General features: G+C 44.8%; 21 protein-coding genes. 4 read left to right on the top strand and 17 right to left on the bottom strand.

Annotated features, from left to right (window positions below):
* Nucleotides 1-27: 27 nt before the first annotated feature.
* From ABLT31_RS12150 to ABLT31_RS12105, 10 genes are all read right to left on the bottom strand, one after another.
* Complete coding sequence (locus tag ABLT31_RS12150) at nucleotides 28-468, bottom strand: MarR family winged helix-turn-helix transcriptional regulator (protein WP_367751801.1); 441 nt, start codon at nucleotides 466-468, stop codon at nucleotides 28-30.
* A gap of 175 nt (nucleotides 469-643) precedes the next feature.
* Nucleotides 644-1342, bottom strand: coding sequence for a FadR/GntR family transcriptional regulator (locus tag ABLT31_RS12145; RefSeq protein WP_367751799.1), 699 nt, complete (start codon nucleotides 1340-1342; stop codon nucleotides 644-646).
* Between the two features lie 165 nt (nucleotides 1343-1507).
* On the bottom strand, nucleotides 1508-2878 hold the full coding sequence (gudD, locus tag ABLT31_RS12140; protein WP_367751797.1) for a glucarate dehydratase: 1371 nt from the start codon (nucleotides 2876-2878) through the stop codon (nucleotides 1508-1510).
* A gap of 43 nt (nucleotides 2879-2921) precedes the next feature.
* Nucleotides 2922-4385, bottom strand: coding sequence for an alpha-ketoglutaric semialdehyde dehydrogenase GucD (gucD, locus tag ABLT31_RS12135; RefSeq protein ID WP_367751795.1), 1464 nt, complete (start codon nucleotides 4383-4385; stop codon nucleotides 2922-2924).
* Between the two features lie 21 nt (nucleotides 4386-4406).
* Nucleotides 4407-5342 carry a 5-dehydro-4-deoxyglucarate dehydratase gene (gene kdgD / locus ABLT31_RS12130; protein ID WP_367751793.1) on the bottom strand — a complete coding sequence of 312 codons (936 nt, stop codon included), beginning with the start codon at nucleotides 5340-5342 and terminating at the stop codon, nucleotides 4407-4409.
* A 171-nt stretch (nucleotides 5343-5513) separates the two neighbouring features.
* Complete coding sequence (locus ABLT31_RS12125) at nucleotides 5514-6530, bottom strand: tripartite tricarboxylate transporter substrate binding protein (protein WP_367751791.1); 1017 nt, start codon at nucleotides 6528-6530, stop codon at nucleotides 5514-5516.
* 71 nt (nucleotides 6531-6601) lie between these two features.
* The gene (locus ABLT31_RS12120; protein WP_367751789.1) at nucleotides 6602-8101 is read right to left on the bottom strand and encodes a tripartite tricarboxylate transporter permease; all 1500 of its coding nucleotides are present in this window, start codon (nucleotides 8099-8101) and stop codon (nucleotides 6602-6604) included.
* Between the two features lie 17 nt (nucleotides 8102-8118).
* Nucleotides 8119-8613, bottom strand: coding sequence for a tripartite tricarboxylate transporter TctB family protein (locus tag ABLT31_RS12115; protein WP_367751787.1), 495 nt, complete (start codon nucleotides 8611-8613; stop codon nucleotides 8119-8121).
* An 87-nt stretch (nucleotides 8614-8700) separates the two neighbouring features.
* Nucleotides 8701-9408, bottom strand: coding sequence for a FadR/GntR family transcriptional regulator (locus ABLT31_RS12110; RefSeq protein ID WP_367751785.1), 708 nt, complete (start codon nucleotides 9406-9408; stop codon nucleotides 8701-8703).
* Between the two features lie 166 nt (nucleotides 9409-9574).
* A complete protein-coding gene (locus ABLT31_RS12105) occupies nucleotides 9575-10906 on the bottom strand; it encodes a TRAP transporter large permease subunit (RefSeq protein WP_367751783.1) in 1332 nt (443 codons plus the stop codon).
* Nucleotides 10907-11146: 240 nt separating this feature from the next.
* Between ABLT31_RS12105 and ABLT31_RS12100 the strand changes: the two genes are divergently transcribed.
* From ABLT31_RS12100 to map, 3 genes are all read left to right on the top strand, one after another.
* Nucleotides 11147-12166, top strand: a complete 1020-nt coding sequence (locus ABLT31_RS12100; RefSeq protein WP_367751781.1) for a mannonate dehydratase — start codon at nucleotides 11147-11149, stop codon at nucleotides 12164-12166.
* A gap of 213 nt (nucleotides 12167-12379) precedes the next feature.
* Nucleotides 12380-13027: a TetR/AcrR family transcriptional regulator gene (locus tag ABLT31_RS12095; protein ID WP_462976488.1), complete on the top strand. Its 648-nt coding sequence runs from the start codon at nucleotides 12380-12382 to the stop codon at nucleotides 13025-13027.
* Between the two features lie 20 nt (nucleotides 13028-13047).
* Entirely contained in the window at nucleotides 13048-13800 is a 753-nt protein-coding gene (gene map / locus ABLT31_RS12090; protein ID WP_367751780.1) for a type I methionyl aminopeptidase, read from the top strand.
* Nucleotides 13801-14209: 409 nt separating this feature from the next.
* Here map and ABLT31_RS12085 read toward each other — a convergent pair whose 3' ends face one another.
* The gene (locus ABLT31_RS12085) at nucleotides 14210-15472 is read right to left on the bottom strand and encodes a nickel pincer cofactor-dependent isomerase, group 22 (RefSeq protein ID WP_367751779.1); all 1263 of its coding nucleotides are present in this window, start codon (nucleotides 15470-15472) and stop codon (nucleotides 14210-14212) included.
* A 40-nt stretch (nucleotides 15473-15512) separates the two neighbouring features.
* Nucleotides 15513-17051: a galactarate dehydratase gene (gene garD, locus ABLT31_RS12080; RefSeq protein ID WP_367751778.1), complete on the bottom strand. Its 1539-nt coding sequence runs from the start codon at nucleotides 17049-17051 to the stop codon at nucleotides 15513-15515.
* Nucleotides 17052-17259: 208 nt separating this feature from the next.
* Here garD and ABLT31_RS12075 point away from each other — a divergent pair, with 208 nt between their 5' ends.
* On the top strand, nucleotides 17260-19170 hold the full coding sequence (locus ABLT31_RS12075; RefSeq protein WP_367751777.1) for a sigma 54-interacting transcriptional regulator: 1911 nt from the start codon (nucleotides 17260-17262) through the stop codon (nucleotides 19168-19170).
* Nucleotides 19171-19221: 51 nt separating this feature from the next.
* Here the strand turns inward: ABLT31_RS12075 and larC are convergent, their stop codons facing one another.
* The 5 genes from larC to ABLT31_RS12050 all read right to left on the bottom strand — a co-directional run bounded on the left by larC (nucleotide 19222) and on the right by ABLT31_RS12050 (nucleotide 25877).
* Entirely contained in the window at nucleotides 19222-19971 is a 750-nt protein-coding gene (gene larC, locus ABLT31_RS12070; RefSeq protein WP_367751776.1) for a nickel pincer cofactor biosynthesis protein LarC, read from the bottom strand.
* A gap of 3 nt (nucleotides 19972-19974) precedes the next feature.
* Nucleotides 19975-20724, bottom strand: coding sequence for a nickel pincer cofactor biosynthesis protein LarB (gene larB / locus ABLT31_RS12065; RefSeq protein ID WP_367751775.1), 750 nt, complete (start codon nucleotides 20722-20724; stop codon nucleotides 19975-19977).
* A gap of 234 nt (nucleotides 20725-20958) precedes the next feature.
* Nucleotides 20959-22278, bottom strand: a complete 1320-nt coding sequence (locus ABLT31_RS12060; RefSeq protein WP_367751774.1) for an efflux RND transporter periplasmic adaptor subunit — start codon at nucleotides 22276-22278, stop codon at nucleotides 20959-20961.
* A 24-nt stretch (nucleotides 22279-22302) separates the two neighbouring features.
* On the bottom strand, nucleotides 22303-25437 hold the full coding sequence (locus ABLT31_RS12055) for an efflux RND transporter permease subunit (protein ID WP_367751773.1): 3135 nt from the start codon (nucleotides 25435-25437) through the stop codon (nucleotides 22303-22305).
* Complete coding sequence (locus ABLT31_RS12050) at nucleotides 25434-25877, bottom strand: MarR family winged helix-turn-helix transcriptional regulator (RefSeq protein ID WP_367752359.1); 444 nt, start codon at nucleotides 25875-25877, stop codon at nucleotides 25434-25436. The genes ABLT31_RS12055 and ABLT31_RS12050 overlap by 4 nt, the downstream gene beginning before the upstream one ends.
* Nucleotides 25878-26055: the final 178 nt, after the last annotated feature.

Below are 26055 nucleotides of genomic sequence, written 5' to 3'. Positions count from 1 at the left end.
GAATATTCCTCTCCTTTTCTGACTACGCTATTCGCTCCTCGAAGCTTTAAAGTGAGCGATCGCATCAGATATTTTGTTTAATGAGGCAATAACTGAAAAAATCTCGTCCTCCGAGAAATCCTTTAAGATCTTCTCAAACAATTTCACATTATTATTCCTTCTCTGATTCAAAAATTCCAAGCCTTTCTCCGATAAGGAAATGACAACCACCCTCCTATCCTTCTTATCCCGTTCCCGTTCGATAAATCCTAAACTCTCCAGCTTATCCGCTATTGCTGTAGCGGCACCCGGCGTGATGTCAAAGTGCTTGGAAATGTCGGTAGTTTTAATGCTTCCTTTGCGATAAATCATGAAAAGAAGAAATATATTTGCATGAGATATCCCGCTATCATCACTGGTTTGTATAATATCAATGAAACTTTCGTGGACCTGTTTTAATGCAATAAGAAGCTGTTCAAACTGATTCAATTCGCTACCCCCAAATACTTTAATAACTAAAATATTTATAAGATGAATATAATAGTAATTGAAGTGAATGTCAAGTCATTTTTATGGATATATATGGAAACAAATGGGCTTTACCATACAAAAAAGGGTAACCAAAAGGAGCGTGTGTCTCCCTTTTGGTTACCCTTCTTTCCATTTATTCATTTGCTGCATTTAATACTTTTCCTCGGACATAATTCAAATGCCGATACATTTGGGTGAATGCTTCCTGAGGATCGCGCTTCGCCAAAGCCTTGTAGATCGCTGTATGGTGATCGACCGTTAAGTCACGTTCCCGGAATTTGATCAGCTTGTTCACTCGGTCATGTGTCACAATCAGAGAATCAATCATTCCTTCCACCACAGGATTGTTTGCACTTAAGGCAATCAATCGATGGAATTCTTTATCATATTCTCCGTAATCGTTATCGACACTTTCGGCGATTCGATCAATGGTTTGTTTAATGCGCTCTAGCTGCTCATCGGTGATCTTTTCTGCGGCCATCGTGATCAAGCCCAGCTCCAGCGCCATTCGGGCTTCAACGATTGCGGGCAAATTATCCACAGATAGGGCTAACATAACAGAAAACGGCTTGCTGCCGATCTTATCATTGATAAATGTTCCCTCCCGGGTTTTTCGTTTGATCACTTCAAGCGTTTCCAGGGAACTCAACGCTTCTCGCAGAACCGGCCGGCTGACCTCCAGCATCTCCATGAGTTCCATCTCCGATGGAAGCTTATCCCCTGGTTTAAGCTGTCCGCTGGTTAGCAATTGAACGATCCGTTCCACTACTTGTTTTGATAGCGTATTGCGATGGACAGATTTAACGACTACTTCATTTCCTCTCTCGTCCACAAATCCCCCCTCCTCTCCTAGTTTCATTACTTATATTGTAAGACAATTCCTTATTTATAACAATATAATTCACATTCTAACCAAGTATTTATTATTAATTCTCTTCCCTTTCATGCAAAAAGCACATCGCCCATTAGTCGATGTGCTTGATCTTAATCCTAACTATTATCGAACCATACAAGGTCGCTTATTATCGAATTTCCACCCCGGAATAAGGTACTGCATCGCCATCGCGTCATCGCGTGCGCCAAGTCCTTCTTTCAGATAAAGCTGATGAGCTTTTTCCACTTGCTCCATGTCCAGCTCAACCCCTAAACCTGGCTTATCCGGAACAGCTACCATACCACCCACGATTCGGAACGGCTCCTTCGTTAAGCTCTGTCCATCCTGCCATATCCAGTGCGTATCAATCGCCGTAATCTTTCCAGGTGCCGCAGCTGCCACATGCGTGAACATCGCTAATGAAATATCGAAGTGGTTGTTGGAATGAGATCCCCAAGTCAGTCCCCACTCATGGCACATTTGAGCGACACGCACAGAGCCTTGCATCGTCCAGAAATGCGGATCAGCTAAAGGAATATCTACCGATTGCAGCTGAATGGAATGTCCCATTTCACGCCAGTCGGTTGCAATCATGTTGGTCGCTGTAGGAAGACCTGTCGCACGGCGGAATTCAGCCATCACTTCACGGGCAGAAAATCCTTTCTCGGCTCCGCAAGGGTCTTCGGCATAAGCAAGGACATGATGCATGTTACGGCATAAGCGAATCGCATCTTCCAACAGCCATCCGCCATTGGGATCCAAAGTGATTCTAGCTTCAGGGAAGCGTTGGGCTAAAGCGGTCACCGCCTCAATCTCTTCTTCCCCGCGGAGGACCCCGCCCTTTAATTTAAAGTCATTAAAGCCATAGCGCTCGTGTGCGGCTTCAGCGAGACGAACAACCGCCTCAGGAGTCAATGCTTCCTCGTGGCGCAGGCGGAACCAGTCGTTATCCGCATTCGGATCACTCAGATAAGCAAGATCTGTTTTGTTGCGATCACCAATGTAGAAGAGGTACCCTAGCATTTCTACCGCATCGCGCTGTTGACCTTCTCCCAAGAGGGCCGCAACCGGTACACCGAGATATTTTCCTACAAGGTCCAGCAGAGCCGCCTCAAGCGCGGTTACAGCATGAATGGTAATGCGCAAATCAAACGTTTGCAATCCGCGCCCCGCCGCATCTCGGTCAGCAAACTGCTTGCGTACGCAGTTTAGGATGTTATTGTATCTTCCGATAGATTGCCCGACAACCAACGGCTTGGCATCCTCTAACGTCTGTCGGATGCGCTCTCCTCCTGGAACCTCACCCACTCCTATGTTCCCTGCATTGTCTTTGAGAATCACGATGTTGCGGGTGAAATAGGGAGCATGGGCTCCGCTCAAATTTAAGAGCATGCTATCATGGCCGGCAACAGGGATTACCTGTAGCTCAGTAATGGTAGGAGTACCAGAAAAACCTTCTCTTGTGTCTTGATTTATGGTCGCTTCTTGATTCATAGTCTCACTCCTAAGTTCTTATCGATCGAGCTTTGTTTATTCTTTATTTTACAAATACCGTCTTAATCGATGTGAAGAAGTCCATCGCCGCTCTTCCTTGCTCGCGGGAGTGTGAGCTGGATTGCTTCATTCCGCCGAATGGAGCCTGCAGTTCTACCCCAGCGCTCTCTGCATTGATGCGAACAAGCCCTGCATCCATCTCGTTGATGAAAGAAAGCATATTACTAATATTAGTAGTGAAGATGGAGGCACTCAAGCCAAACTCCACATCATTCGCTAATTCTAATGCTTCTTCCATCGTATCCACTTTCATCAAAGCCAGAACCGGACCGAAGATTTCTTCTTGGGCAATGACCATATCGGTTGTTACCCCGTCAAAAACTGTAGGCTGAACGTAAAAGCCTTGTTCAAATTCTTCACCCTGTGGCTGTCGGCCTCCGAAAAGAAGAGTAGCTCCTTCTTCCAGACCTTTATTGATATAGTGTTGAACCGTTTTATATTGGCTCTCGCTCGCGCAAGGGCCCATCCAAATGCCAGACTTCATGCCGTCTCCAACGGTAATTTCTTTTACCTTTTCGAGAAGCTTCGCCTTAAATTCATCGTACACTTCACTTTGGACAATCACTCGGCTCGTTGCCGTACACTTTTGACCTGTAGAGCGCAGCCCGCCGCTGATGGTGGCTTCCACCGCTAAATCCAAATCGGCATCCTTCGCTACGATGACAGGGTTTTTGCCGCCCATTTCCAGCTGATATTTCGCTCCGCGCGCTAGAGCTGCCTGACCGATCCGCTTTCCAACCCCATTGGAACCGGTGAAGGTAATTCCGTTTACATCCGGATGCTCCACTAATCCTTGCCCAATCACAGAGCCGGAACCTGTAATCATGTTGATTACCCCCGCGGGGAATCCTGCTTCTGCTAAGCATTCAATGACCAATGCGCATGTAACAGCTGTCTCCGACGCAGGCTTAATTACAACCGTATTCCCATAAACTAAAGCTGGAGCCATTTTCCAAATCGGAATCGCTACAGGAAAATTCCACGGCGTTACAACCCCGACAACTCCTAGAGGCACTCGGGTGGTAAACATTAACGCATCTGCGTCCGTCGAAGGGATCACATCCCCAATCGATCTCATGCCTTCTCCGGCATAATAGCGAAGAATCGCTACACCGCGTGCGGTTTCACCCTTTGCTTCGGGAAAAGTCTTTCCCATTTCTTTCGTTGCTGTTGCCGCAATTTCATCTATTCTTCTTTCCAACACATCTGCAGCCTTGCGCAAGTATTCTCCACGAACACTAGCGGCTAGCTTTTTCCATTGCTTTTGCGCTTGCTTGGCTGCAGCGACCGCATCGTTTAGATCTTGTGCCGAGGATTTTTGAATATAGCCTACCACTTCATTCTTATTAGCCGGATTGATACTGCCCTCCACTTCACCTGTAGAGGAAGAAACCCATTGTCCATTGATATAGTTGAGATAGGTTTGAACCTTAGTCATGGTTGACATCCTTGATCACCCTTACCTTTCTTAGATGGTTGCTGCCTTTTTTTCCTTTGGATACTTTTCAAAAGCTACTTTTAAAATGGCTTCTAGTGCTTCATAGTGAGCCGGCTCTACTGGAGTAATCGGTGCGCGAACCTTGGCTCCAACTGGCAATCCAACGATTTGCATCCCTGCTTTGATCAAGGAAACCGCGTAACCCTTTCTGGAACGGCGAATTCTATTAATCGGCAAGATTACATCTTGGTATAAATCGCTGACTAATTTTTGATCTCCATTAAGCAATGCATCATAGAACATTTTCGAGATATGAGGAATGTAATTTGAGATGGCGGAAGAGTAGGCCTTAAATCCAATTCCTGTATAGGCTGGCATGGTCACTTCAGCCATTGGCATCCCGTTTAGATACAAAAGTCTGTCTCCGATGGTTTGCGTAATTTCAATGTTTAGTTCCATGTTTCCTAAACCATCTTTTAATCCTACCAATTGCGGATACTCTACTAATCTTTTAACTGTCTCTAGTGTTAGCACACAGTTATCGCGTTGGTAAATGATCGCGTTTAAGCTAGTGCTTCCGATGATGGTGCTCAAGTACTCATATAATCCCTCTTGTTCTGCCTCGATTAAGTATGGAGGCAGGATGAGGTAACCATCTGCTCCCATTTTCTCGGAAATTTGAGCCAATTCTACCGCGTGGGTGATATTTCCGCCAACTCCCGTGTAAAGCGGCACTTGTCCTTGGATGACAGATTGGGCAACTTCAATCATGGTTTGATATTCATCGTGAGTTAGCGCATGGAATTCTCCTGCTCCGCATCCCACGAAGATGGATCCTAACCCTTCATCCAAAAGGAATTGAATGTTTGCCTCCAGCCCTTTTGTATCTAGCTTGCCGCTTTGATCGAACGGAGCGACCGGAAACCCCATGATTCCTGTAGGTACATTGCGTTGTTGATTTGCCATTTTATTAATCCCCTTTCACCTGATAAATTGTCGTATATTTTATATGTCTAATTGTAAGACAAATAAAAAAGTATGTCAATTCTTATTTGGATAAAATATTATATGTCTTTCGGAAATGAATCTGCCCACAAAAACGAGCTTTTTGTGGGCAGATCTCCTCTCGATAGCGTATTACTTTCCTAGTAATTGCTTGTAGTAAGCTTCAGATTCGGACATATGCTTCACTGCTTCTTCACCATTGATATAAACAGGTGTTACAACAAAAGCGTCTAGTTCCTTTTTCAACTCTTCATTGGCAGATACCTTTTCTACCGCAGCAGAGAACTTGTTTATTACGTCCTGTGGAGTTCCTTTTGGGAAGCCCCAGAAGAAAAATTTATCAAAGGAAATGTCTACACCTTGTTCTTTAAAAGTCGGTACATCTGGCATGCTTGGAATTCTTTCTTCTGCCATAACCCCTAAACTTCTAAACTCGCCAGACTCCATATAACTGGTAACCAATCCGATCGAGGTAGGTACAATATCAATCTGCCCTCCAAGCAACGCCGTCACTTTTTCGGCAGCTCCACCGACATCTACGATGTTAAATTCTGTGCCTGTCGCTTGTTGAAGCGCTATCAGCTGCAAATGGGTAAATCCGCCAATCTCCGTTGCAATCGACACCTTCTTCGGATTTTGCTTCGCATACTCAATCAAGTCATTCAAATTTTGGAATTGGGAATTGCTATTGACCATGAATGTATTTCCTAAGTCTGTGATCCCAATTCCAGCGATTTCAAGATCAGAATAAGAGAACTCGACCAGTCCCATGATTTTGTTTAATAGCATGGAGTTGTGGAAAGAAAGGACCGTATACCCATCCGGATTAGCGTCAAGCACCTTTTTGGTCCCCGTGCTGCCTCCGGCTCCATTTACATTCGTTACTACGATAGGCTGGCCCAGCTCTTTTTCTAAATATTTCGCCATCAAACGAGTGTTTCGGTCTGTATCTCCACCTGCTCCTGCAGGAACAACCACTTCAATCGGCTTATTGGGGTAGGCATCTCCGCCACCTTCAGCCTTTTGCTCACTATTTTGTTCAGCAGGCTGAGATGCAGATGGAGTGCTTTCCTGATTGGAACAACCCACAGCAACAGACAGCATGAGAGCCATGGAAGACAGGACCATTCCTTTAAAAAACTTTTTCATTTCGTAAACCCTCCCTAATTTTTGTTTATTTTAATAGAAATTCTTCTATTAAAAGCTTGATGGATTTAACCCTACATTTCCAACGTGTTTACAGATTTCTTCTTTGCATTTTGCCAGACTTTCAGTCCAACGGAGATGAAGGCTGCAGCCAAGAAAAAGACAGCAATCGGCTTTGTCACAAACGGAGTAAAATCTCCCTGGGAAAGCATTAGTCCTCTGCGCAAGCTGGTTTCCGCAATCGGGCCAAGAATAAACCCAAGAACAACCGGCGTAATAGGAAACTTGAATTTCATCATGGCATATCCTAAAAGCCCGAAGAACAATAATGCTCCTACATCAAACAAACGATTGTTCACGCCGTATGCGCCTACTACACACAAGGCCATAATAATTGGCAATAGGATATTTTGAGGGATGCTCAAAAGTCTTACGAAGGCTCTCATTCCTGCAAACATCATAATGATCATGATAATATTCGCTACAAACAAGGCAGCAAAAATGGCATAGACAATATCTCCATTATTCTTCAATAATAACGGGCCCGGCTGAAGGCCATGCAGGACAAGTCCTCCCAATAGCATCGCTGTAACGGTATCTCCCGGAATTCCTAGCGAAATCAATGGGACAAGCGCTCCCCCGACCGCTGCATTGTTGGATGTCTCAGAGGCTACAACGCCGTCAGGAATCCCTGTTCCAAACTTTTCAGGATGCTTCGATTGGTTCTTTGCTGCTACATAGGCAATAAGATTGGAGGTTCCTCCACCGATTCCAGGCAGAATGCCAATACCGATTCCAATTAAAGCGGATCTTAACAAATTCCATCCTTGCTTGAAGAAATCAGAAAGGCTAATTCCGATTCCTTTCATCTTATAGCTGAGTTTTGTTGAATTTCCTTTATACTTTGATTCCGCCATAATCAAGATTTCAGATACGGCAAATAATCCAATGAGTGCGGGCAATAAATTAAAACCGGCATCCAGAGAGCTCATTCCCATCGTGAAGCGAGGAAACGCATCGATCGGCGCAGCTCCTACCATCGCTAACGTAATCCCCATCAGACCGCTAATAACCCCTTTAACAATGGAATCTCCCGACAAACTCGAGATCAGCGTTAAGGAAAAGATAGCGATTGCAAAATACTCATAAGGGCCAAACTTGACCGCAAACTTGGCAAGCGGAGGCGAAATCAGGATCAGGACAAGAATGCTTAAAAGCCCACCAAGAAACGAGGCGATGATCGCCCAGGAAAAAGCTTGTCCCGCCTGGCCTTTCTGAGCCATGGGATAACCATCAAACGTAGTTGCAATGGATGAAGGCGTTCCCGGCAATTTCATCAATATCGCGGGGATAAGTCCGCCGGAGACCCCTCCAATATAAAGTCCCATCAGCAACGCCATTCCCTCACTGGGCTCCATGGTGTAGGTAATTGGCAAACATATTGCGATCGCCATTGTAGCCGTTAAGCCCGGAATAGATCCAAAGATCAGTCCAAGAAATACCCCAGCTGTAATCAATACGATTGTAGACACATCAAAAACAGTAGAAAAACCGGATAACATCATTTCTAGCATAGTCTCACTCCTTTCTATTAACCAACGATTCCTTCAGGCAGCATAACATGCAGCACCATTCTGAAAATGTAATAGATTGAACCAGATGTTAAAATAGCAATCACCACATACAAAGGAATTTTCCAATGAGCTCGATCCGTAAATAGCATGATTTGCAAACTGAGATAAAGGATAGTGGAAAGCAAAAAACCTAAAGGTCCGATTAAAGCAACGTAGATAACCATGAGCGCTGCGGTCATTAAGACTGAAGCATAATTAACCGACTCCTGTGACTCTCCATCTTTCGTTTCCTCATCGGTTGAGACTTGAGTCGCTTGTTTGCTTTTTTTGATTCCGTCCCATAGTAGCTTGGCACTGAGAATAAAGATTCCAATGGCAACTAGCCGGGGAACGAATGCGGATCCTACTACGGAAACGTCGAGCTTCTTAATGCTTAAACTTAGGATAAGTACTAAAATTGCATAGCCCATGAAAAAGATACTAGAGTAGAGATCTTCATACTTTTTTATCATTCATTTTCACCTCGCAAGTTTTGATCGTGTCATTAACGTTAGTTTACTGAATGCCAGTCATTAAAAGCGGATACGAACACTTGAATGTTAACTCCCCCTCCGCAATTGATTCACCACCTTTACTCTGACATAATTTAAATGATGGAACATGCTCCTATAGGCAGCTATGGGATCACGGTTCTTCAAGGCACTTAAAATCTCATAATGCTGTTCTAAAGTGACCGCGTAATTACGCTGAATAGGTGGAACTAACTTCAGGGTTCTATCAAAAATGCGAAGAAGCGGATCAACAAGCCCTTCAAGAGCTGGATTATTAGCACTGTAAGCAATCAAACTATGAAATTGTCGATCAAACTGGAGATAATCTGCTGGGTTTTTGGCCGTTAGATCTAAACATTTTTCCAGCTCAGCCAATTGCTTATCCGTGATTTTATCAGCTGCTAACGTGACTAGCCCCAACTCTAGTGCCATTCTAGCTTCAAGAATGGACTGCGTATCCCCGATTGAAATCGCTAACATTATCGAAAAAGGTTCACTTCCAATTTTGTCAGCTAAAAATGTTCCCTCCCTCGTCTTTCTTTGAATGATTCCCATGGTCTCTAGGGAACTCAAAGCCTCCCTTAGTACAGGTCGGCTTACAAGAAACAATTCGGTCAATTCTGCTTCTGTAGGCAGCTTATCGCCTGGCTTTAGCTGACCGTGCGTCAATAACTCAATGATTTGATCCATCACCTGCTGGGAAAGCGTCTCACGTCTAACGGAGTTCATACTGATTTCTGTCTGCCTAGGTTTCATTCACTCACCTTTTGTCATGTTAGTTTCTCGTTTGTTTTTATTATTGTAAGACAAATAAAAATATATGTCAATTAATAATTTTTATATGTAAGAATATTTTATTTTACATGAATACATAAGGAAAACAAAAAAGACTCGATCAAGTGTGATCGAGTCTTTTCTAGGTCTAGCGAATAAAGGTGATGATTACAATCCCGATTATTGTAACGATGGATAAATGAACTCCATTTGCTCGAAGCCCGACTTGGACTCCCGATGCTCCCGAAATCCGGCTAACCATAAGATTTAAGCCAGAAAAAGGACTTAATGCGGTTGAAGTGGACCAGGCCAGCAATAATAGCATAGCCAGCGATAGATTGCTAATTCCCAGCTCCTGTGCATTCAATTGCATCGCGAACGCAGTAATGACAGCCATTTGATGGATCCCAATATAAGTTACCACAATTATGATAGCAATTACGGCTAATGCAAATAAGAGGAACGATTGATGAGCAAGATTTGTCAAATATCCGCTGATCCCATTCGCGAAGCTTGTGCCTTGCAACGCATGCCCCAAGAGGCCGGCGCTGGTAAAAAGCACGATTTCATTATTCAGCATCGGCACGGTCTGATCGCGAAACCCCTTGAACTCCGAGAGCAATATGCTCCGTCCCTTTAAGACAAAGCCCCATAACAGCGGAAAACAGATAGAGATCAGGCTTACAATCACTAACATGGACCAATGCGTCAGATATTCAATCAAGAGTGAGCAAGTTAGCAAGACGATCACAAACAATACGAGCCGGATCAGCTGATTGCGCTGAACTTTATCCAAGGGGGTTTCCGAAGCCGAATCTGAAACCATAGGATGCCTGTGCTCCCATATGGCAAATAAAAGATTTCCGATGATTAAGGAAAGAAAAGCGAAAGAGAAACCGTAAATAATATATTCCCCGACAGGAATGTTCAAGTAATGGAGAACGATCGAAACGGATGCAAAATAAGGAGACCACAGGGGAGAAGTTGAAAAACCCACAAGATAGCTTTTGGCCGACATCGTTGAAGGAAGCCGGAGATCTTTAAGAAATTCATTGAGAATCCGAACAGACCCTAAGTTAAGGATCGGCGTGAGTATAAACAAGGTACCTGTGATTCCAGCAAACAGTTTCTTTGGATGGTGCAGCAAGTTATGCAGCAACGAATCCACCGCTCCGAAATATCCCCCAACCCTTAAGGGTAAAGCAATAAGCGGAGCAAGAACAATCAAACAGAGCAAAGGAAGTGTCAGCAATATCCCTTCGCTGATTCCAACTGCACCTGCACCCTTCTGGAGTTCAAGGAAAATCCCCATGCCCATCATAAACAGGCCAAGCCATCGGGGAAATCCCTTCGCCTTCATTGCACTTCCGACAAACGCTAGCAATGCCATGGCCACAACAAGATACTTCAGCCACTCCTGCTGTACGAAATAATAAACAAGGAACAATCCGCACATCGCCAGAATCTGATAACTACGCATGGCTCTCTCTCCTATTTCTAGTCTCTTCTCTCTTCGCAATAAATAAAATCAACTGCATATCTATCGTAGGAGCATTTGAATATATTGTCAATTGCTAAGTAAAGACAGCCTCCAAAACCAACAACTCTTTGCCTATTAATATTCATTATAAAATTAAAAATTGACTTATAATTACATTTGTCTTACAATAAGTTGCATAAATTATACAGCGTTTTCATTAACTATGGAGGGTGAGAAATAATGAAGGTTTCCGTAACACTAAATACCACTGCTTTGACCGATAAAGACTTCAAGCAACTGACTCAATTAGGCGTAGATTATCTTGATTTTGGCGTAGGGCATTCTTTTCCTGGAGTAAAAGAGCAGGGTTACCCTGACTTGGACCAGCTTTTACAATTGAAAAGAAAAATCCGTTCATGGGGTCTTGATATCAACCGGGTGACTTTGCCAAATATGACAGAGAGCTTTATGGAAAACCGCCCTGGATGTGAACGAGAATTGGAAAATTCAGTAAACGCTATAAAGGTGTTCGGAGAAGCTGGAATCAAGATTGTAAGACAGAGATTTGCCGGTGATGTATTCCCTAACCAAGCCAAGATTTATAAAGTGGAACAGCGCGGCGGAGCCATTGGTCGCGGCGAAAGCGTTGGATTCATGAAGGAAAAGCATGAAACCCCTACTCTAGAAGAGCATCAGCAATGGTGGAGCCGCTTTCGCGAAGCCTATCGCAGCTTAGTGCCCGTGGCTCAAGATTATGATGTGAAAATCGCGATGCATCCGTCGGACACGCCACACCCCGATACCCCGTTTGGAGGATTGGGATTACACCGGATTATCGATGATTTTCCAAATAAGAATGTCGGATTCGTTTACTGCATCGGCACTCGCGCTGAAGCGGGCGGTTCTTCTCTAGTCATCGATGAGATTAATCATTTTGGCAGAAAAGATAGAATCTTCCTTGTCCACTTCCGCAACGTGAGAGGAAGCCTTCCGACTGCTGGCGGCTTTGAGGAAGCCATGCTGGACGATGGTGACATGAATATGTTCAAAATCCTGTTGGAATTGAGAAAAGTTGGCTATAACGGCTGCATTAACCCAGACCACGTCCTCATTATGGAAGGCGATGAGCCTGACTTACATCCTGGATTCGGATACTCAAACGTAGGCTGGAAAGCTTCTAGCATGGGCTTTGCCTACTCCATTGGCTACATTAAAGCACTGATTAATGCATTAGGAGAATTTGAAGGAAGAAGATATTAAAGGAGTTTAAGGAATAATCTTATCTCTTGAATTAAGGGAACAGTTTCCCTTATCAAGCATTTCTTTAAATTCAGCCGGGGCCTAGCCCTAGGTGTTGAAAACAGCTAGAAAAGAGGGGGACAAGCTCCCCTTTTTTTTGCGTCCATTTTTTTACTTCATCAATTGCCTTTTTCCTCCCCAAAGTATAGTATAAGAATACAGTTATAGATCGACATGCCAGAATGTCAAAAGAAAGGTGCTGCTATGACTCCCCGTACGAAAGAACAAAATGAAGCCATTCGAAGACAGCGGATGTTTCAAATTCAACAAACCGCAGCCGAAGTCTTTATGGAAAAAGGCCTAAATATGGAAATTGGCGACATTGCCAAAAAGGCGGGATTAGGTCGAGGTACGGTTTATCATTACTACAATAATAAGCTGACCCTCCTTGAAGAGCTCCTCGCTGAAGCCTTGGAAGAAGCAATAAGAATTACAGGCCAGACAATCGACACCGATCAATGCCCCCTGGTTCGCTTGGAGCGTTTTGCCGAATCCCAGTTAAATCAGTGGCTTGAAAAACCCTATTTATATATCCTGTTCAAAACCTTTTTCCAAACAGAACCCCTCCCGATTCATCAACAGGATAAACTAAGGGAAACCTTCTCCGAACAGGTCTACTCTCCAATATTAAGTACCATCAAAGAGGCAACAGATGCCGAAAAAATTGCCTCTCTAGACGCGGAGACCATGGCTCAGTTTTACTTTGGCACATTGATCGGGACAGCCAGCAACTATTTTCATAAAAAGAGGATGAACGAACCCGTTCCGCCTGACTGGCGCGATGGTGTCATTATCCTTCTATTTACAGGATTGAAACGATAACCTCAAGGGAGATCAGATGAATGATAACTTTAAAAAGTGAAAGAGAAATCGAACTGATGCATGAAGCAGGAAAGCTATTGGCTTCTTGTCATAAAGAGATTGCCAAAATACTCAAACCCGGCATTACGACAGCCGAAATCGATCAATTTGTTGAAGAATACTTAGCAAAACATGGGGCTAAGCCTGAGCAAAAAGGATTTATGGGATATGAATACGCCACCTGCGCCTCCATTAATGATGAGATTTGCCACGGCTTCCCTAGAAAGACTCCTTTAAAAGACGGAGACATCGTAACCATTGATATGGTTGTCAATCTAAATGGCGGATTAGCCGATTCCGCTTGGTCCTATCCGGTAGGAAGCATCTCCGATCCAGCAAAACGCCTCTTGGAAGTCACCAAGGAATCTTTATATCTAGGCATCCAACAGGCTTTAGCCGGAAATCGAATCGGGGATATAGGCCACGCCATCCAAACCTATGTGGAAGCACAGGGCTTCTCCGTAGTGAGAGAATTTACCGGCCATGGAATCGGGCCTACCCTGCATGAAGAGCCCCATATCCCCCACTACGGAATCGCCGGTAAGGGACCTCGGCTTAAAGAAGGGATGGTCATTACCATTGAACCGATGGTTAATATCGGGGCATGGAAATCTAAAATGGATGCCAATGGCTGGACGGCCAGAACTACGGATGGAAAGCTCTCCGCCCAGTATGAACATACGATAGCAATTACGAAAAATGGACCCTTGGTCTTAACCGAACAGAATGCCTAAGCAAGTTAATCAGCGGGGGTGATTTTGAAATAGCTGGAGATTCTCCAATTAATCCTCCAGATCATGATTTTTTCTTCCATATAGTTGGAAAAAGCCCGCTATTTGCAATGAAGCGACCAAAACGATGGAACTTTAGCTCAATAGATGGAGCTTTTCCTACTATTTTAAAATTTTTTTGTTTGATTTAATCTTAAGTGACTTTACTCCACTTATACAACACGGGTGATAAATGGACTTCCCACTCCACCTTCCAACCGGTGGAATCTTTAGCCAAAATGGGCAGTTAATGAATGAGGGTGACTCATATGTACCTGGTACTTATGAGTCACCCTCATTACTTTGTCCAAAGTTTATATAGTCCCTCGGAGTCATGCTCCCGCTTTGGTATTCAGCTACAGCTCCCTCACTTTTAAAAAAGATTGCCGTATTCGTTAAAGCTCATGAATTCCGGTTCACTTAAGATTTCGATATTGGGATTCGCTTTCGCTTCTTCGAGCAGATATTCCGAAATGAACATATGTTCCAGATCCAGCGTGTTTTTTATCCGAATCATCCTCATAAAGTTATAATCTACGTCAAAACAGGTTTTCATGGCCGCTCTTATGGCCAAACTATCGTTTTCCATGACCATCGGAATTTTTACAGCCTGGGCCAGCCTATTCGTTAATGGATTCGGATAGGTCGACTCAAATTGGATCTTATCAAAGAATCTTCTGGAGCAAATGTCGGCATTGGTCATTCCGTTGGCATTCCCATGCGACTCCCTGGTAAGATCCAGAACCGCTATTCTTTGGGCCAGCGGTTTGTGCTTCACGGAACCAGAGTAATTTCTTCTGATAATATTAGGATCCATACCGCTTCCTGAGATGTTCTTCCCCATTTCATCCACAACGAGCACATCACATGCATCAAACCTGATGCTTGGCATCAGCTGTTTGGCCTCTTCCAGCAGGCTTGGTTCTTCATCCATGATCCGTTCCCTCGGGATGGCAACAATCTTGAACGTTTCATCATAGGCGTTTTCTATCATCCCAACACCAAAGACGATCTTCGATTTATCGATCGCCTCTCTTGCAATCTCCTCAACTCTCACGGGGATATTCTCCACGCCGGCCTCGTGTACGATTTCGGCGCCGACTTGTTTGCCCAGCCCGACAGCGATCATTTTGGCTAGACCGCTTTCATAGGTGGCCCGAAAGGAAGTGTGCGGCTTAATGCGACCGGTAACGATGATAGCATCCGCTTCCGCATACGCCAATTTATCGAGATAAACAGGGAGTCCATTTTTAGAACCCCCGACCTGAACAACCTCCATGTTTGAAACAATGGGAGCACCTGTAGATTCTTCAGTTATACCGAGCTCAGCAAGTACTTCCGCCTGCCCTTCAGCTGTTGCTCCTCCATGACTCCCCATCGTCGGCACAATAAACGGGTGCGCCCCTCTCTCTTTGACCGTCATAACCATTTCTCTGACAATACACGGTATATTGGCGATACCTCTACTGCCAACAGCTATCGCTACCCGATCGTCTTTCTTGATTCTTCCTATAATCTCCTCTCTGCCAAGCTGTTCCCTTATGGCCTTCGGTATATCCGAAATCGTTACTCTTTCAAAATGCTGTCTAATCCGAATCATTCTGGGGATGTTTATCCCTTTGAACAATTTCTCCATTCCCATTTCACCCCCCTTTTCGCCACTATCCAGCTCGTGCTTAGGTCACGGGTGCAGGATTAAACAAGCACAGATCATTGTGTAATCCCCAATGTTCCGCCCACGTTTGCTTACGGCCGCTGGCCACATCGATGATGAGATGGAATATCTCCCAGCCCACTTCTTCGATTGATGACTCACCTGTAGCAATCGTCCCTGCATTCACATCGATCAGGTCATGCCATTGATCAATTAAGGCATTCCGGGTTGATACCTTGATTACGGGAACCATAGATAAACCATAAGGAGTCCCGCGCCCAGTAGTGAATACCTGAAGGTGCATACCAGAAGCTAATTGCAACGTTCCGCACACAAAATCGCTGGCAGGTGTAGCGGCAAAAATCAGACCTTTTTTCGTCGCTTTTTCTCCAGGGGATAAAACATGTACAATCGGGCTGCTGCCTGATTTTGCGATCGAACCCAGTGATTTTTCTACCACGTTTGTGAGTCCGCCTATCTTATTGCCGGGTGAAGGATTGGCACTGCGGTCTGCTTCTCCTCTTTGCAAATAATTGTCATACCACTTCATTTCCTGGATCAAAGCTTTTCCAACTTCTTCATTCACAGCCCGAGGTGTTAATAAATGAACCGCATCACGAACTTCTGTTACTTCTGAAAATAACACCGTTGCCCCAGCCCGCACCAACAAATCGGCAGCATAGCCTAAAGCCGGATTGGCCGTAACACCTGAAAACGCATCGCTTCCCCCGCATTGCAAGCCAATAACCAAATCGGAAACAGAACAAGTGACGCGTTGCCGTTTATTCAATTTGATCAGCTTCTCTTCCGCCATTTCCAAGATCGATTGAATCATATTCATGAAACCTTCCTGGTTTTGTAAGGAAACAATACTGCCGGTATCCCCATCCGGAGTTAATCTAGTAGGAACCAGTTTCTCACAGCCCAAACCTACGACTAATACTTCTCCTCCAAAATTCGGGTGAATGGCAATGTTTTGAATGGTACGGATGGGAATCATGGCATCAGGCGCGTTAATGGCAACCCCGCATCCGTAATTATGATTTAAGGCCACGACATCATGAACATTAGGATACTTAGGCAAAATTTCTTCTTTTATACGTTTTACGGCATAATTCAAGACACCTGCCACACATTGAACACTGGTTGTAATCCCTAATATATTTTTCGTCCCGACCGATCCATCCTCATTTCGGTATCCTTCAAACGTATATCCTTCAAGGGCTGGCATCGACTTCGGCACTTTATTAGCAATAGGCAATTCATCTAGCTTCGGTGGCGTAGGCATAACCACCAAGGACTCTTGAATCCAGCTTCCTCTTTTAATAGGGCGACCAGCATAGCCAATCACTTCACCATAGCGAATGATCGCCTCATCTTGTTCCAGATCCGTTAAAGCTACCTTATGCCCTTGCGGAACTTTCTCCGTCAGCACCAAACCACATGGAAAGACCGTCCCTTCAGGCAATCCGCCTGTATTGACAATAATGGCTACATTATCTTGTTCATTTACTTTAATGTATAAGGGAGTTTCTTTTGTTGCTTTTACGTTTGCAGACATGGGCACGTTCTCCTTCTTAATGAATTGTACATAATTAATTTAAAAGCAAATATTGTGCCAACTCATCAAACACGGAAAACACTCAAAACGGATTCGCGATGAATAGAACAATTGTAGCAAATTACCACCAACTGTTGCAGTATGATACCACAATTGTAGCACCTGGTATCAACATCCTTTATAATGAGACCCAAGGGGGTGGTCTTGATTGAGCAAGATTGCGTTTATTGCACCAGATAAGCAACTATTTATTCAAGGGAAAAAAATTATCCGAGAGCTTGGCTTAACCGATACAGTTGATATGTATTTAGCCCGATTGAAAAGGGCGGTTAGACTTTCTAAAAGACTGCAAAACGAGGATGTAGATGCGATTGTCTGCAGAGGCGGCACCGCGAGTTTAATCAAGGAATCGGGGATTAAAATACCGATTGTGGAAATCCCTATTACCGGACAAGACCTAGCTCAAGTATTCCATGAAGCCAAGTTATTAACGGGATTAACTACGCCTAAGGTTGCCGTTCTGGCCTTTCAAAATATGGTCTACGATATTGAAGTGCTCTCTCATATATTAGGTATTAAACTCTATATCCATCCACTCGAAACTTCAGAGGATATCCCTGAAAAGATACAGCAAATAACATCTGAAATCGATATCGTAGTGGGCGGAATCAAATCCGTCATTTTGGCCGAAAAACATGGATTCAAAACACTTCTCATTACTTCTGGAGATTTTTCCATTCGTACAGCGTTACTAGAAGCACAAAAAATTTCATCAGCCCGCAATTTAGAAAAAGAACGATCTCAGGAATTTAGAGCATTGATCAACTACTCCATCCAAGGCATCATTAGCATTGATCGCGAGAAAATCATCAAAGTATTTAACCCAACAGCAGAACGGCTGTTAAATCTCTCCGCAAAAGAACTGATTGGGGAAAAATTGCCTCCATCACTAGATTCCCTTGATATTGAGGCCTGTTTGTCTAAAGGACAAGAATCCATTGGTCAAATCACCCTTTTTAAAGATATCTGGATTTCTTCCAATATTGCGCCTATCGTCGTGGATAAAGAAATTATCGGTGCCATGATAACGTTCCAAGATATCACTCAGATTCAGGAAATGGAAGCAAAAATCCGCAATCAGGTCATGACCAAAAAATTAGTAGCTAGATATCATTTCGAAGACATCATAGGAACTTCTAATGAAATGATGGAAACGAAAAGAATTGCTCAAGAAATAGCAGTAGTGGATACCACCGTCCTCATTTCTGGTGAAACCGGAACGGGAAAAGAGTTATTCGCCCAGAGCATCCATAATGAAAGCCCTAGAAAAAACGGTCCGTTTGTCGCCATTAATTGCGCCGCGTTGCCGCCCAATTTACTGGAAAGCGAGTTATTCGGATATGTGGAAGGAGCTTTTACTGGAGCTACAAAGAAAGGAAAGCCGGGTTTATTTGAAATGGCCCATCGGGGAACGATTTTTCTCGATGAAATCTCGGAAATGGATAAATACGGGCAAAGCCGCTTGCTGCGGGTGCTGCAAGAGAAACAAGTGATGCGTTTGGGGGATGACAAGTATATTCCCGTTGACGTGCGAATTATTGCCGCCACCAATAAAAATTTGCTAGAGCTAACGAAAGAGGGTAGCTTTAGGCAGGATTTATTATATAGATTAAAAGTGTTGACCATAAATTTGCCTCCTTTACGCAAAAGGAAGGGTGACATCCCATATCTTGCGCAGCATTTCTTGAGGGTTTATACATCTCTTTATAAAAAACAAATCGATATTGCCCAAAAGGGATTGGAAAAGCTAACGGAATATCATTGGCCAGGGAATGTAAGAGAATTAGTTCATTTTATTGAAAGACTGACGGTAATAGCTAAAGAAAAATCTATGACCGAATATGAAATCAGCAAATTCTTAGGTGAAAACGAATTTGAGCTTGAAACCCATCCTATGATCGATTCAACTGCCATTAAGTCAGAAGAAGAAAGAATTATATCCGCTTTAACACAATGTAACTCGAATATATCGAAGGCCGCTAAGCTGCTGGAGATCGATCGAAGTACCTTATATCGGAAACTGAGAGCCTATAAGATTGAAGTTAAGAAATCATACTAAGCCATCATAAAAGAGAGCCTGTCCGATGAAACAGGCTCTCTTTGTTATGTATCACAATAATAAAGCTCTTAATACATTAGGATGGTCAAAATCCTTTTCCCCTGCCCCATAACCGATCTGTTGAATGGTAAAGCCGCCAATGGGTTTGAATTCCGTGACTAGGGCTTTCAATATGCCGGCTCCAGTAGGTGTGGTCAATTCCCCCTTCACCTCCAGAACAGCCAGAGGTATACCGCGAAGAAGCTCTGCCGTGGCCGGAGCGGGAATCGGATAAAGCCCATGGGCCATACGCATTTTTCCGCTGCCGGTAGGAACCGGAGAGGCATATAGCTGATCAATTCCTAAATCCTCTAAAGCTAAACATACCCCAATCGTGTCAATGATGGAATCCATCGCACCCACTTCATGGAAATGAACTTCCTGTGGATCCATTCCATGAATTTTTCCTTCCGCAGCCGCTATCGCTTGAAAAATAGCCGAACTCCGCTGCTTGACTCGAGGCGGCAGCTCACTTTCCTCAATCATCAGCAGAATATCTGCAGCCCGGCGGTGGACGTGATCATGATCCTGCATCCGGAAAAGAACGGGTCTAGGGGAGTTAGGCTGAAAATCGATTTTCAATTTTTTTGCGGCTATTCCTTTCTTCACTACGGAATGAACTTCTATCTCAAAAACATCTACCGGCAGTTGCTTTAAATGGTCCACAATATAGGAAAGATCCGCCCCGAGATCCATTAAAGCCGCCAGTGTCATGTCTCCGGAAATCCCGGATATGCAATCTAGATAAAGAGATCTACCCATCTTCTATTTCCTTTCGTACTTGTTCTTAACGATTACCCCTGCGCTATATCCCGCACCGAAGCCGTTATCAATATTCACTACACTGACCCCTGTTGCACAGGAGTTGAGCATGGTTAGCAAAGCCGATAGCCCGCCAAAGTTTGCCCCATAGCCCACGCTGGTGGGAACAGCAATGATCGGCTTGGAAACCAGTCCCCCAACGACACTGGCCAAAGCGCCTTCCATCCCGGCCACGACCACGACCACATCCGCCTGTTGAATTTGATCCAGTCGATCAAACAAGCGATGAATCCCTGCTACACCGACATCATAGATTCGCTCCACTCTACAGCCCAGCGCTTCTAGGGTAACCACTGCTTCCTCACCAACGGGCATATCCGAAGTTCCCGCGCAAACCACCGCTACATAGCCGGGATAATAGGTTTCCGGCTCATTGGTCCAGTACAGGGTCCTTGCCCTCTCGTTATAAATCACGTCCGGGACGGATTCCTCAACCTTCTTAGCCACCTCGGCTTGAACCCGTGTAGCCAGCACCCTGCCCCCCTTTTCCCGCAGACTGAGGAAAATGTCATGAACCTGCTGCGCCGTTTTTCCTTCGGCATAAATGACTTCGGGAAAACCCTTTCTTTTTGATCGATGATGATCCACCTTGGCGAAGCCCAAGTCTTCATAGCCCTTTAAATTTTCCATTGCCTTTTCAATACTCATCTTCCCATCTTTGACGAGCCCTAAAATTTCCTCTATGTTTTTCATTACTCTCCTGCCTTTTCAACGTTGGTATCCTTATATGATAGAGTATAAACAACAATGGAATCGAATTCCATCGCTATTTGTCCAAACACATGATTCGGACGGATCCAGCCTTTTGCAACTAAGAGGAAAAGTGCCGTTGATCATGAGGATCATTTTGTATAACAGGAAAAACTCCGGTTATTTCCGTGAAACATAAGAAACTCATGTTCCACAAGAATTAACCGGAGCAATCTCCTACTGCTTCACTTCTTGGATCTCTACTTTACTTCCATCTTTAAGCAGCGTTTGTCCTTTCACAACGACTTTCTCGTTTACAGCTAAACCCGTTTTCACCTCTACGGCTTCACTTGTTTCTTTTCCTGTTTCCACTTCCACTTTCTTCGCTACGTTTCCCTCCAGCTTATAGACAAAGCGTTTTCCTTGTTCTTCGATGATCGCTTTTCGCGGGATAACTAGAGATTTGGCTGCGTCCTTCGCTGTGGAAATCTTAACGTCCACCACCATGTCGGCTTTTAACACTCCTGATGGGTTCGGAATGGCAATCTCAATCGGGTAGGCTTTCAATTGGGAATCCATCACCGGACTGATCGCGGAGACAGTAGCCTCTAGCTTTTTCTGTAAGGCTGGGATTTCAAGTACCACTTTGTTGCCAAGCCCCATCGATGTGATTTCATACTCGGACAGGTTCGCCTTCACAATCATCGGATTCATGCTGGCGATATGAACGACTGCCGATTGGGGAGAGGCCATCTGGCCTGTAGCCCCTTGAACTAAAGAGACTACCCCGGATATGGGAGCATGTACGTTCGCATTCGCAAGCTGATCCTTTGCATTTTGCAGATTCACGCGAGCTTGATTAACGGACGCTTTGGCAACCTCAACGGCCGTTTTGCTCTGTGCGCTTTGCAAAGATTTTTGGGCGTTCTCAAAGGATGATTTGGCATTCGTTAGAGAAGTCTCCGCATTTTTTACCGCAATTTCCGCATTTTTCAAAGCCGTCTCGGCTTTTTCCATCTCTACGATCGGGACCGCACCCGCTTCAAAAAGCTGCCTAGTCCTCTGTTCGCTCAATTGGGCATCTTGGTAAGCTTGCTGGGCTTGAATCAGCCCGTTTTCCGATTGCGCAATGGAATTGCGCAGCTGATCCACACTGCCTTCCGCTTGGGCAATGCCTTGATTGGAGCTGTTTTCGCTTTGCTTCAAATTGGCTACAGCCAGCTCATAAGCCGCTTGGGATTGCTTGACGGCGTTCGCTAAGTCTGCCTGGTCCAGAGTAAACAGGATATCTCCCTGCTTCACCTGCTGCCCTAAGGAAACGTGGATTTTAGCAATTTTCCCACTTACTTTCGGAGCCACTTGGACGCTTTCGTTAGGTGATAATTTTCCGCTGATTCCTGCCTTTTCCTCTACATTCCCTTGGGTTACCGTTTCTACCTGGACAGGTACAACCGCCTCTTCATCAGCTTGTGACACTTCCTCATTTTTCGAGCATCCTAGAACACTGATCGATAATACAAGCATTAAAACTAGGGATTTCATTTTCCGATTCACCATTTTCTTCCCTCCCTCAATCACGAATTACAATGGTACGTTCGTTTCTGTTGGCTTTATTTTTTTCTTCCTGTTCCTGCGATTTCGCCATTTGATCCCCAGATCATCGAACCAGGTATAAACTACAGGAATCAGGATGAGCGTAATCAACGTGGAAAAACTTAGACCAAAAGCAACAACGATGGCCATAGGCGCCTGGCCTTCATTCCCGGACCCGCCTCCAAAAGCCAGCGGCAAGATCGCCAAAATGGTCGATAAGGTCGTCATCAGGATCGGGCGCAAACGGATCGGACCAGCCTGCAGAACAGCTTGGTTTCTTTCCATCCCTTCTGCTCTAAGCTGATTAATATAGTCCATCAGCACGATAGCATTATTTACGACGATCCCGATCAAGAGGATGTACCCAATAATTGCCATAACACTGAGGGCATTTCCCGTTACTGCCAGCCCTACCACAACACCGATAAAGGTAGGAGGAATAGAGAACATAATAATAAACGGACTAAATAAGGATTCAAACTGCGCTGCCATGACCATGTAGACAAAGACAATCGACAATAGCATGGCTAATCCAAGCTGCATAAAGGACTCGGCCATCTGTTCGTTTTGTCCCCCCACCTCCAGCTGATAGCCTTCCGGCAATTGGAGACGGTCTAATCTCTGCTGAATGTCTCGGGACACCGAACCTAAGTCACGGCCCGCCACATCCCCTGTAATTTGAACTTCACGCGTTTGATTGGATCTGGTAATGGTTTGCGGCACGTCCTCTTTTACAATATTGGCAACAGAGGATAAAGCGACCGTTGCCCCTTGAGGCGTCGTGATTCGCAAACGATCCAGGAACGTGACATCCTGTTTAAAATCCTCTGGCATTTTGATCTTTACGTCGATTTCATCGTCTCCGGTGCGATAGTGGGTCACATTTTGACCATCAAAAGCGGTTCGCACAGCGTTCAGTACTTGACTAGTAGTCAATCCATACTGGCTCAGTCTTTTCGTATCGATGATCACCTGGAATTCCTGCTGAGTCGCATCCAGTGAAGTTTTCACATTCAACGTCCCCTCAACCTGCTGGACCTCTCCGGCAATAATGTCGGCAACATCCTTCAGCGTCTCCAGATTATCCCCACGCAAATTCATTTGCAGCGCCGACCCGGTCATGCCTCCGCCGGACTGCGCTTCGGTTACATTGATTTCCGCATCGGGTATAAAATTCAGCTTCTCTCGCAGGTCAAGCATCACTTGCTCCGTTGAACGCTCCCTCTCCTCTAAGGAAACAAGCATCACGTCCAGCTGAGCGCGGTTGGTTGCTCCTGTGGAAAGCGCCGCTGGGCCTCCTGACGAACCGATCGACGTATATAATTTGTCTAATTCCGGAGTTTCCTTTATCACGGATTCGAGTTGGGAAACAACTTTGGCCGTCTCCTCCAGGACCGTGCCTGTTGGCATTTTCACGCTAACACTTAATTGACCCTGATCCATTTTTGGAATGAATTCCATCCCCACCATCGGCATCATCCCGACAGCCCCGACAAACAAAGCAATGGTCAAGGCAAATACGGTTTTTCTTTTCTGAAGGGCCCATTTTAGCAAACGGCCATAGGCGTGGGACAGCTTTTCGAATCCGATATTAAACCAAACGACGGGATTCTTACCTTTATAATTGCCACTATGATAAATCGATTCATCTGGTACCTTGTTGATCCAGTGCGAGCTGAGCATCGGAACCAGCATGATGGACACCACTAAAGCGGCAATATGGGAGAAAATCACCGTTAAAGCAAGCGGTCCAAACAATTCTGCGGCAATCCCCTCAACAAAAACAATCGGCATAAACACCACGATTTGCGCCAGAGCTGAAGCCATAACCGCATTTCCCACTTGTTTGGAACCTTCCCTTGCCGCCTCCAGCATCCCCTTCCCTTGTTGGCGAAGGCGGAAGATATTCTCCAGAATAACAACGGCAAAGTCAACCAACGAACCCAAGCCGAGCAAAAGACCGCTCAAGGAAATCAAGTTGATCGTTTGTCCCGTAAAGTACATCATCGAGAAGGTAGCGACAACAGAAATCGGAATGACAATGGAAACGACTAAGGTAGATCGTGCACTATTCAAAAATAGATAGAGCACTAGGATCGCAAAAAGTCCGCCCAGCAAAGCATGCTCAGCGACCGTATTGATAGAGTCTTTGATATATGTAGAGGTGTCTACAATCACGGTCAGCTTCAGATTGTCCGGCAATTCCGCCTTGAGCCTCTCAAGCTCCTGGTGTACGGTATCCGCCACTTGTACCGTATTCCCTCCGGAAGCTTTCGTAATCGTTAAACCTAAGCTCGGTTCTCCATTCAAAAAGCTCAGTTGGGAGACTTCCGCCAGCGTGTCCTTTACTGTAGCCACATCTTTTAAGCGAATGCTGCCCCCCGCTACTGAAATCGGCGTTTCTCCGATGCTCTGCACATCTTCAAATTCACCTTGAACTCGGATGCTAAGCTCTTCATCCCCCTGTTTTACGGATCCGGCTGAACCCGAGAGATTGGAAGCAGAAAGCGACTGGCGAATCTGGTCAAGCGTAATCCCATAAGTTTCAAGCTTCAAAGGGTCCAGCATCACTTCAATATATCGGTCTTGTCCGCCCATTACTCCAACGGAGGCTACTCCGTCAATCCGTTCCAATCTCGGTTTCACCACATTATCGGCAACCGATTTTAATTTGGCTGTGTCTTGATCCCCTGTCAAAGCCAAGGTAATTACAGGCTGGGCATTCGGATCAAAACGAAGAATTCGCGGCGAATTCGCGGAATCCGGTAACATTCCTTCAATTAAATCCACCTTATCCCGCATATCCAGTGTGGCTTGATCCAGGTCTGTTCCCCAGTTAAACTGAACGATAACTTGGGACGCTCCCCCAACGGAATTGGAAGAAATCTTATCCACATTGGACACTGAAGCCAGGGCTTCTTCAATCGGCTTGGTTACCAGGTTTTCCACTTCAGCCGGAGTTCCGCCATCGACACTTGTCACTACGACGGCAACAGGCAGATTTAATTCCGGATAAAGGTCAACAGCCATCTTTGGAAAAGAAACAAAACCAAAAATAAGCATAGCCACAATAATCATCCATACTGTGACTGGACGCCTGATCGATAATTCAGACAAATTCATTCCGATTCACTTCCTTTCCCTTCCACCAGGGACTTCATATGTCGTTCAAAAAATACCTGCAAGATTGACAGGGATTTTTCAATCATTTCCTCTTCCTCTGGGGTCATCCCCTTAAACATTTCCTTAAAATAATCAGCGTTCATAAAGGGATCGGTCTGTTGCAGTTCTTTGCAGCTTTGCGTTAATCTGACCCATACGACCCGACGATCCTCTTCATCGCGATATCGTTCAACCAAACCATCACGCTCCAACCGATCAATGATCCCTGAAACCGTACTATAAGAAAGCTCCATCGCTTTACTGATCTCCCCTATAGTTTTCGCATCATTCTTGATTGTGTCGATTAAGATGGCTTGAGGAATCGTAATATTGCGCTTCCTTAGTTCATGCGTGACAATGGCCATAAACGCTTGGTTATGCTCCATAAGCAAATGCGCCATTTTATCCAATACTTTCACCTCCTCGTTATTTCGCTTCACAAAAGTTTCATTAGCCGAAAGTTTCTTATCCCGAAATATATCATAACGAGGAATGTATTTTGCGTCAAGAAATAAAAAGGCTTGAGATATACTCTTCTATATATAAATAGAAGAAACCAGATCCCTTTCGAAGGGAATC

The organism is Ammoniphilus soli (assembly GCF_040813775.1).
This window is presented reverse-complemented; position numbering and strand designations above follow the sequence as displayed.

Excerpts from the sequence above, each read along its gene's own strand:
- gudD (WP_367751797.1), bottom strand. The coding sequence starts at position 2,878 with ATGAATCAAGAAGCGACCATAAATCAAGACACAAGAGAAGGTTTTTCT.
- gucD (WP_367751795.1), bottom strand. The coding sequence starts at position 4,385 with ATGTCAACCATGACTAAGGTTCAAACCTATCTCAACTATATCAATGGA.
- kdgD (WP_367751793.1), bottom strand. The coding sequence starts at position 5,342 with ATGGCAAATCAACAACGCAATGTACCTACAGGAATCATGGGGTTTCCG.
- ABLT31_RS12125 (WP_367751791.1), bottom strand. The coding sequence starts at position 6,530 with ATGAAAAAGTTTTTTAAAGGAATGGTCCTGTCTTCCATGGCTCTCATG.
- ABLT31_RS12120 (WP_367751789.1), bottom strand. The coding sequence starts at position 8,101 with ATGCTAGAAATGATGTTATCCGGTTTTTCTACTGTTTTTGATGTGTCT.
- ABLT31_RS12115 (WP_367751787.1), bottom strand. The coding sequence starts at position 8,613 with ATGATAAAAAAGTATGAAGATCTCTACTCTAGTATCTTTTTCATGGGC.
- ABLT31_RS12110 (WP_367751785.1), bottom strand. The coding sequence starts at position 9,408 with ATGAAACCTAGGCAGACAGAAATCAGTATGAACTCCGTTAGACGTGAG.
- ABLT31_RS12105 (WP_367751783.1), bottom strand. The coding sequence starts at position 10,906 with ATGCGTAGTTATCAGATTCTGGCGATGTGCGGATTGTTCCTTGTTTAT.
- ABLT31_RS12100 (WP_367751781.1), top strand. The coding sequence starts at position 11,147 with ATGAAGGTTTCCGTAACACTAAATACCACTGCTTTGACCGATAAAGAC.
- ABLT31_RS12095 (WP_462976488.1), top strand. The coding sequence starts at position 12,380 with ATGCCAGAATGTCAAAAGAAAGGTGCTGCTATGACTCCCCGTACGAAA.
- map (WP_367751780.1), top strand. The coding sequence starts at position 13,048 with ATGATAACTTTAAAAAGTGAAAGAGAAATCGAACTGATGCATGAAGCA.
- ABLT31_RS12085 (WP_367751779.1), bottom strand. The coding sequence starts at position 15,472 with ATGGAGAAATTGTTCAAAGGGATAAACATCCCCAGAATGATTCGGATT.
- garD (WP_367751778.1), bottom strand. The coding sequence starts at position 17,051 with ATGTCTGCAAACGTAAAAGCAACAAAAGAAACTCCCTTATACATTAAA.
- larC (WP_367751776.1), bottom strand. The coding sequence starts at position 19,971 with ATGGGTAGATCTCTTTATCTAGATTGCATATCCGGGATTTCCGGAGAC.
- larB (WP_367751775.1), bottom strand. The coding sequence starts at position 20,724 with ATGAAAAACATAGAGGAAATTTTAGGGCTCGTCAAAGATGGGAAGATG.
- ABLT31_RS12060 (WP_367751774.1), bottom strand. The coding sequence starts at position 22,278 with ATGGTGAATCGGAAAATGAAATCCCTAGTTTTAATGCTTGTATTATCG.
- ABLT31_RS12055 (WP_367751773.1), bottom strand. The coding sequence starts at position 25,437 with ATGAATTTGTCTGAATTATCGATCAGGCGTCCAGTCACAGTATGGATG.
- ABLT31_RS12050 (WP_367752359.1), bottom strand. The coding sequence starts at position 25,877 with ATGGCGCATTTGCTTATGGAGCATAACCAAGCGTTTATGGCCATTGTC.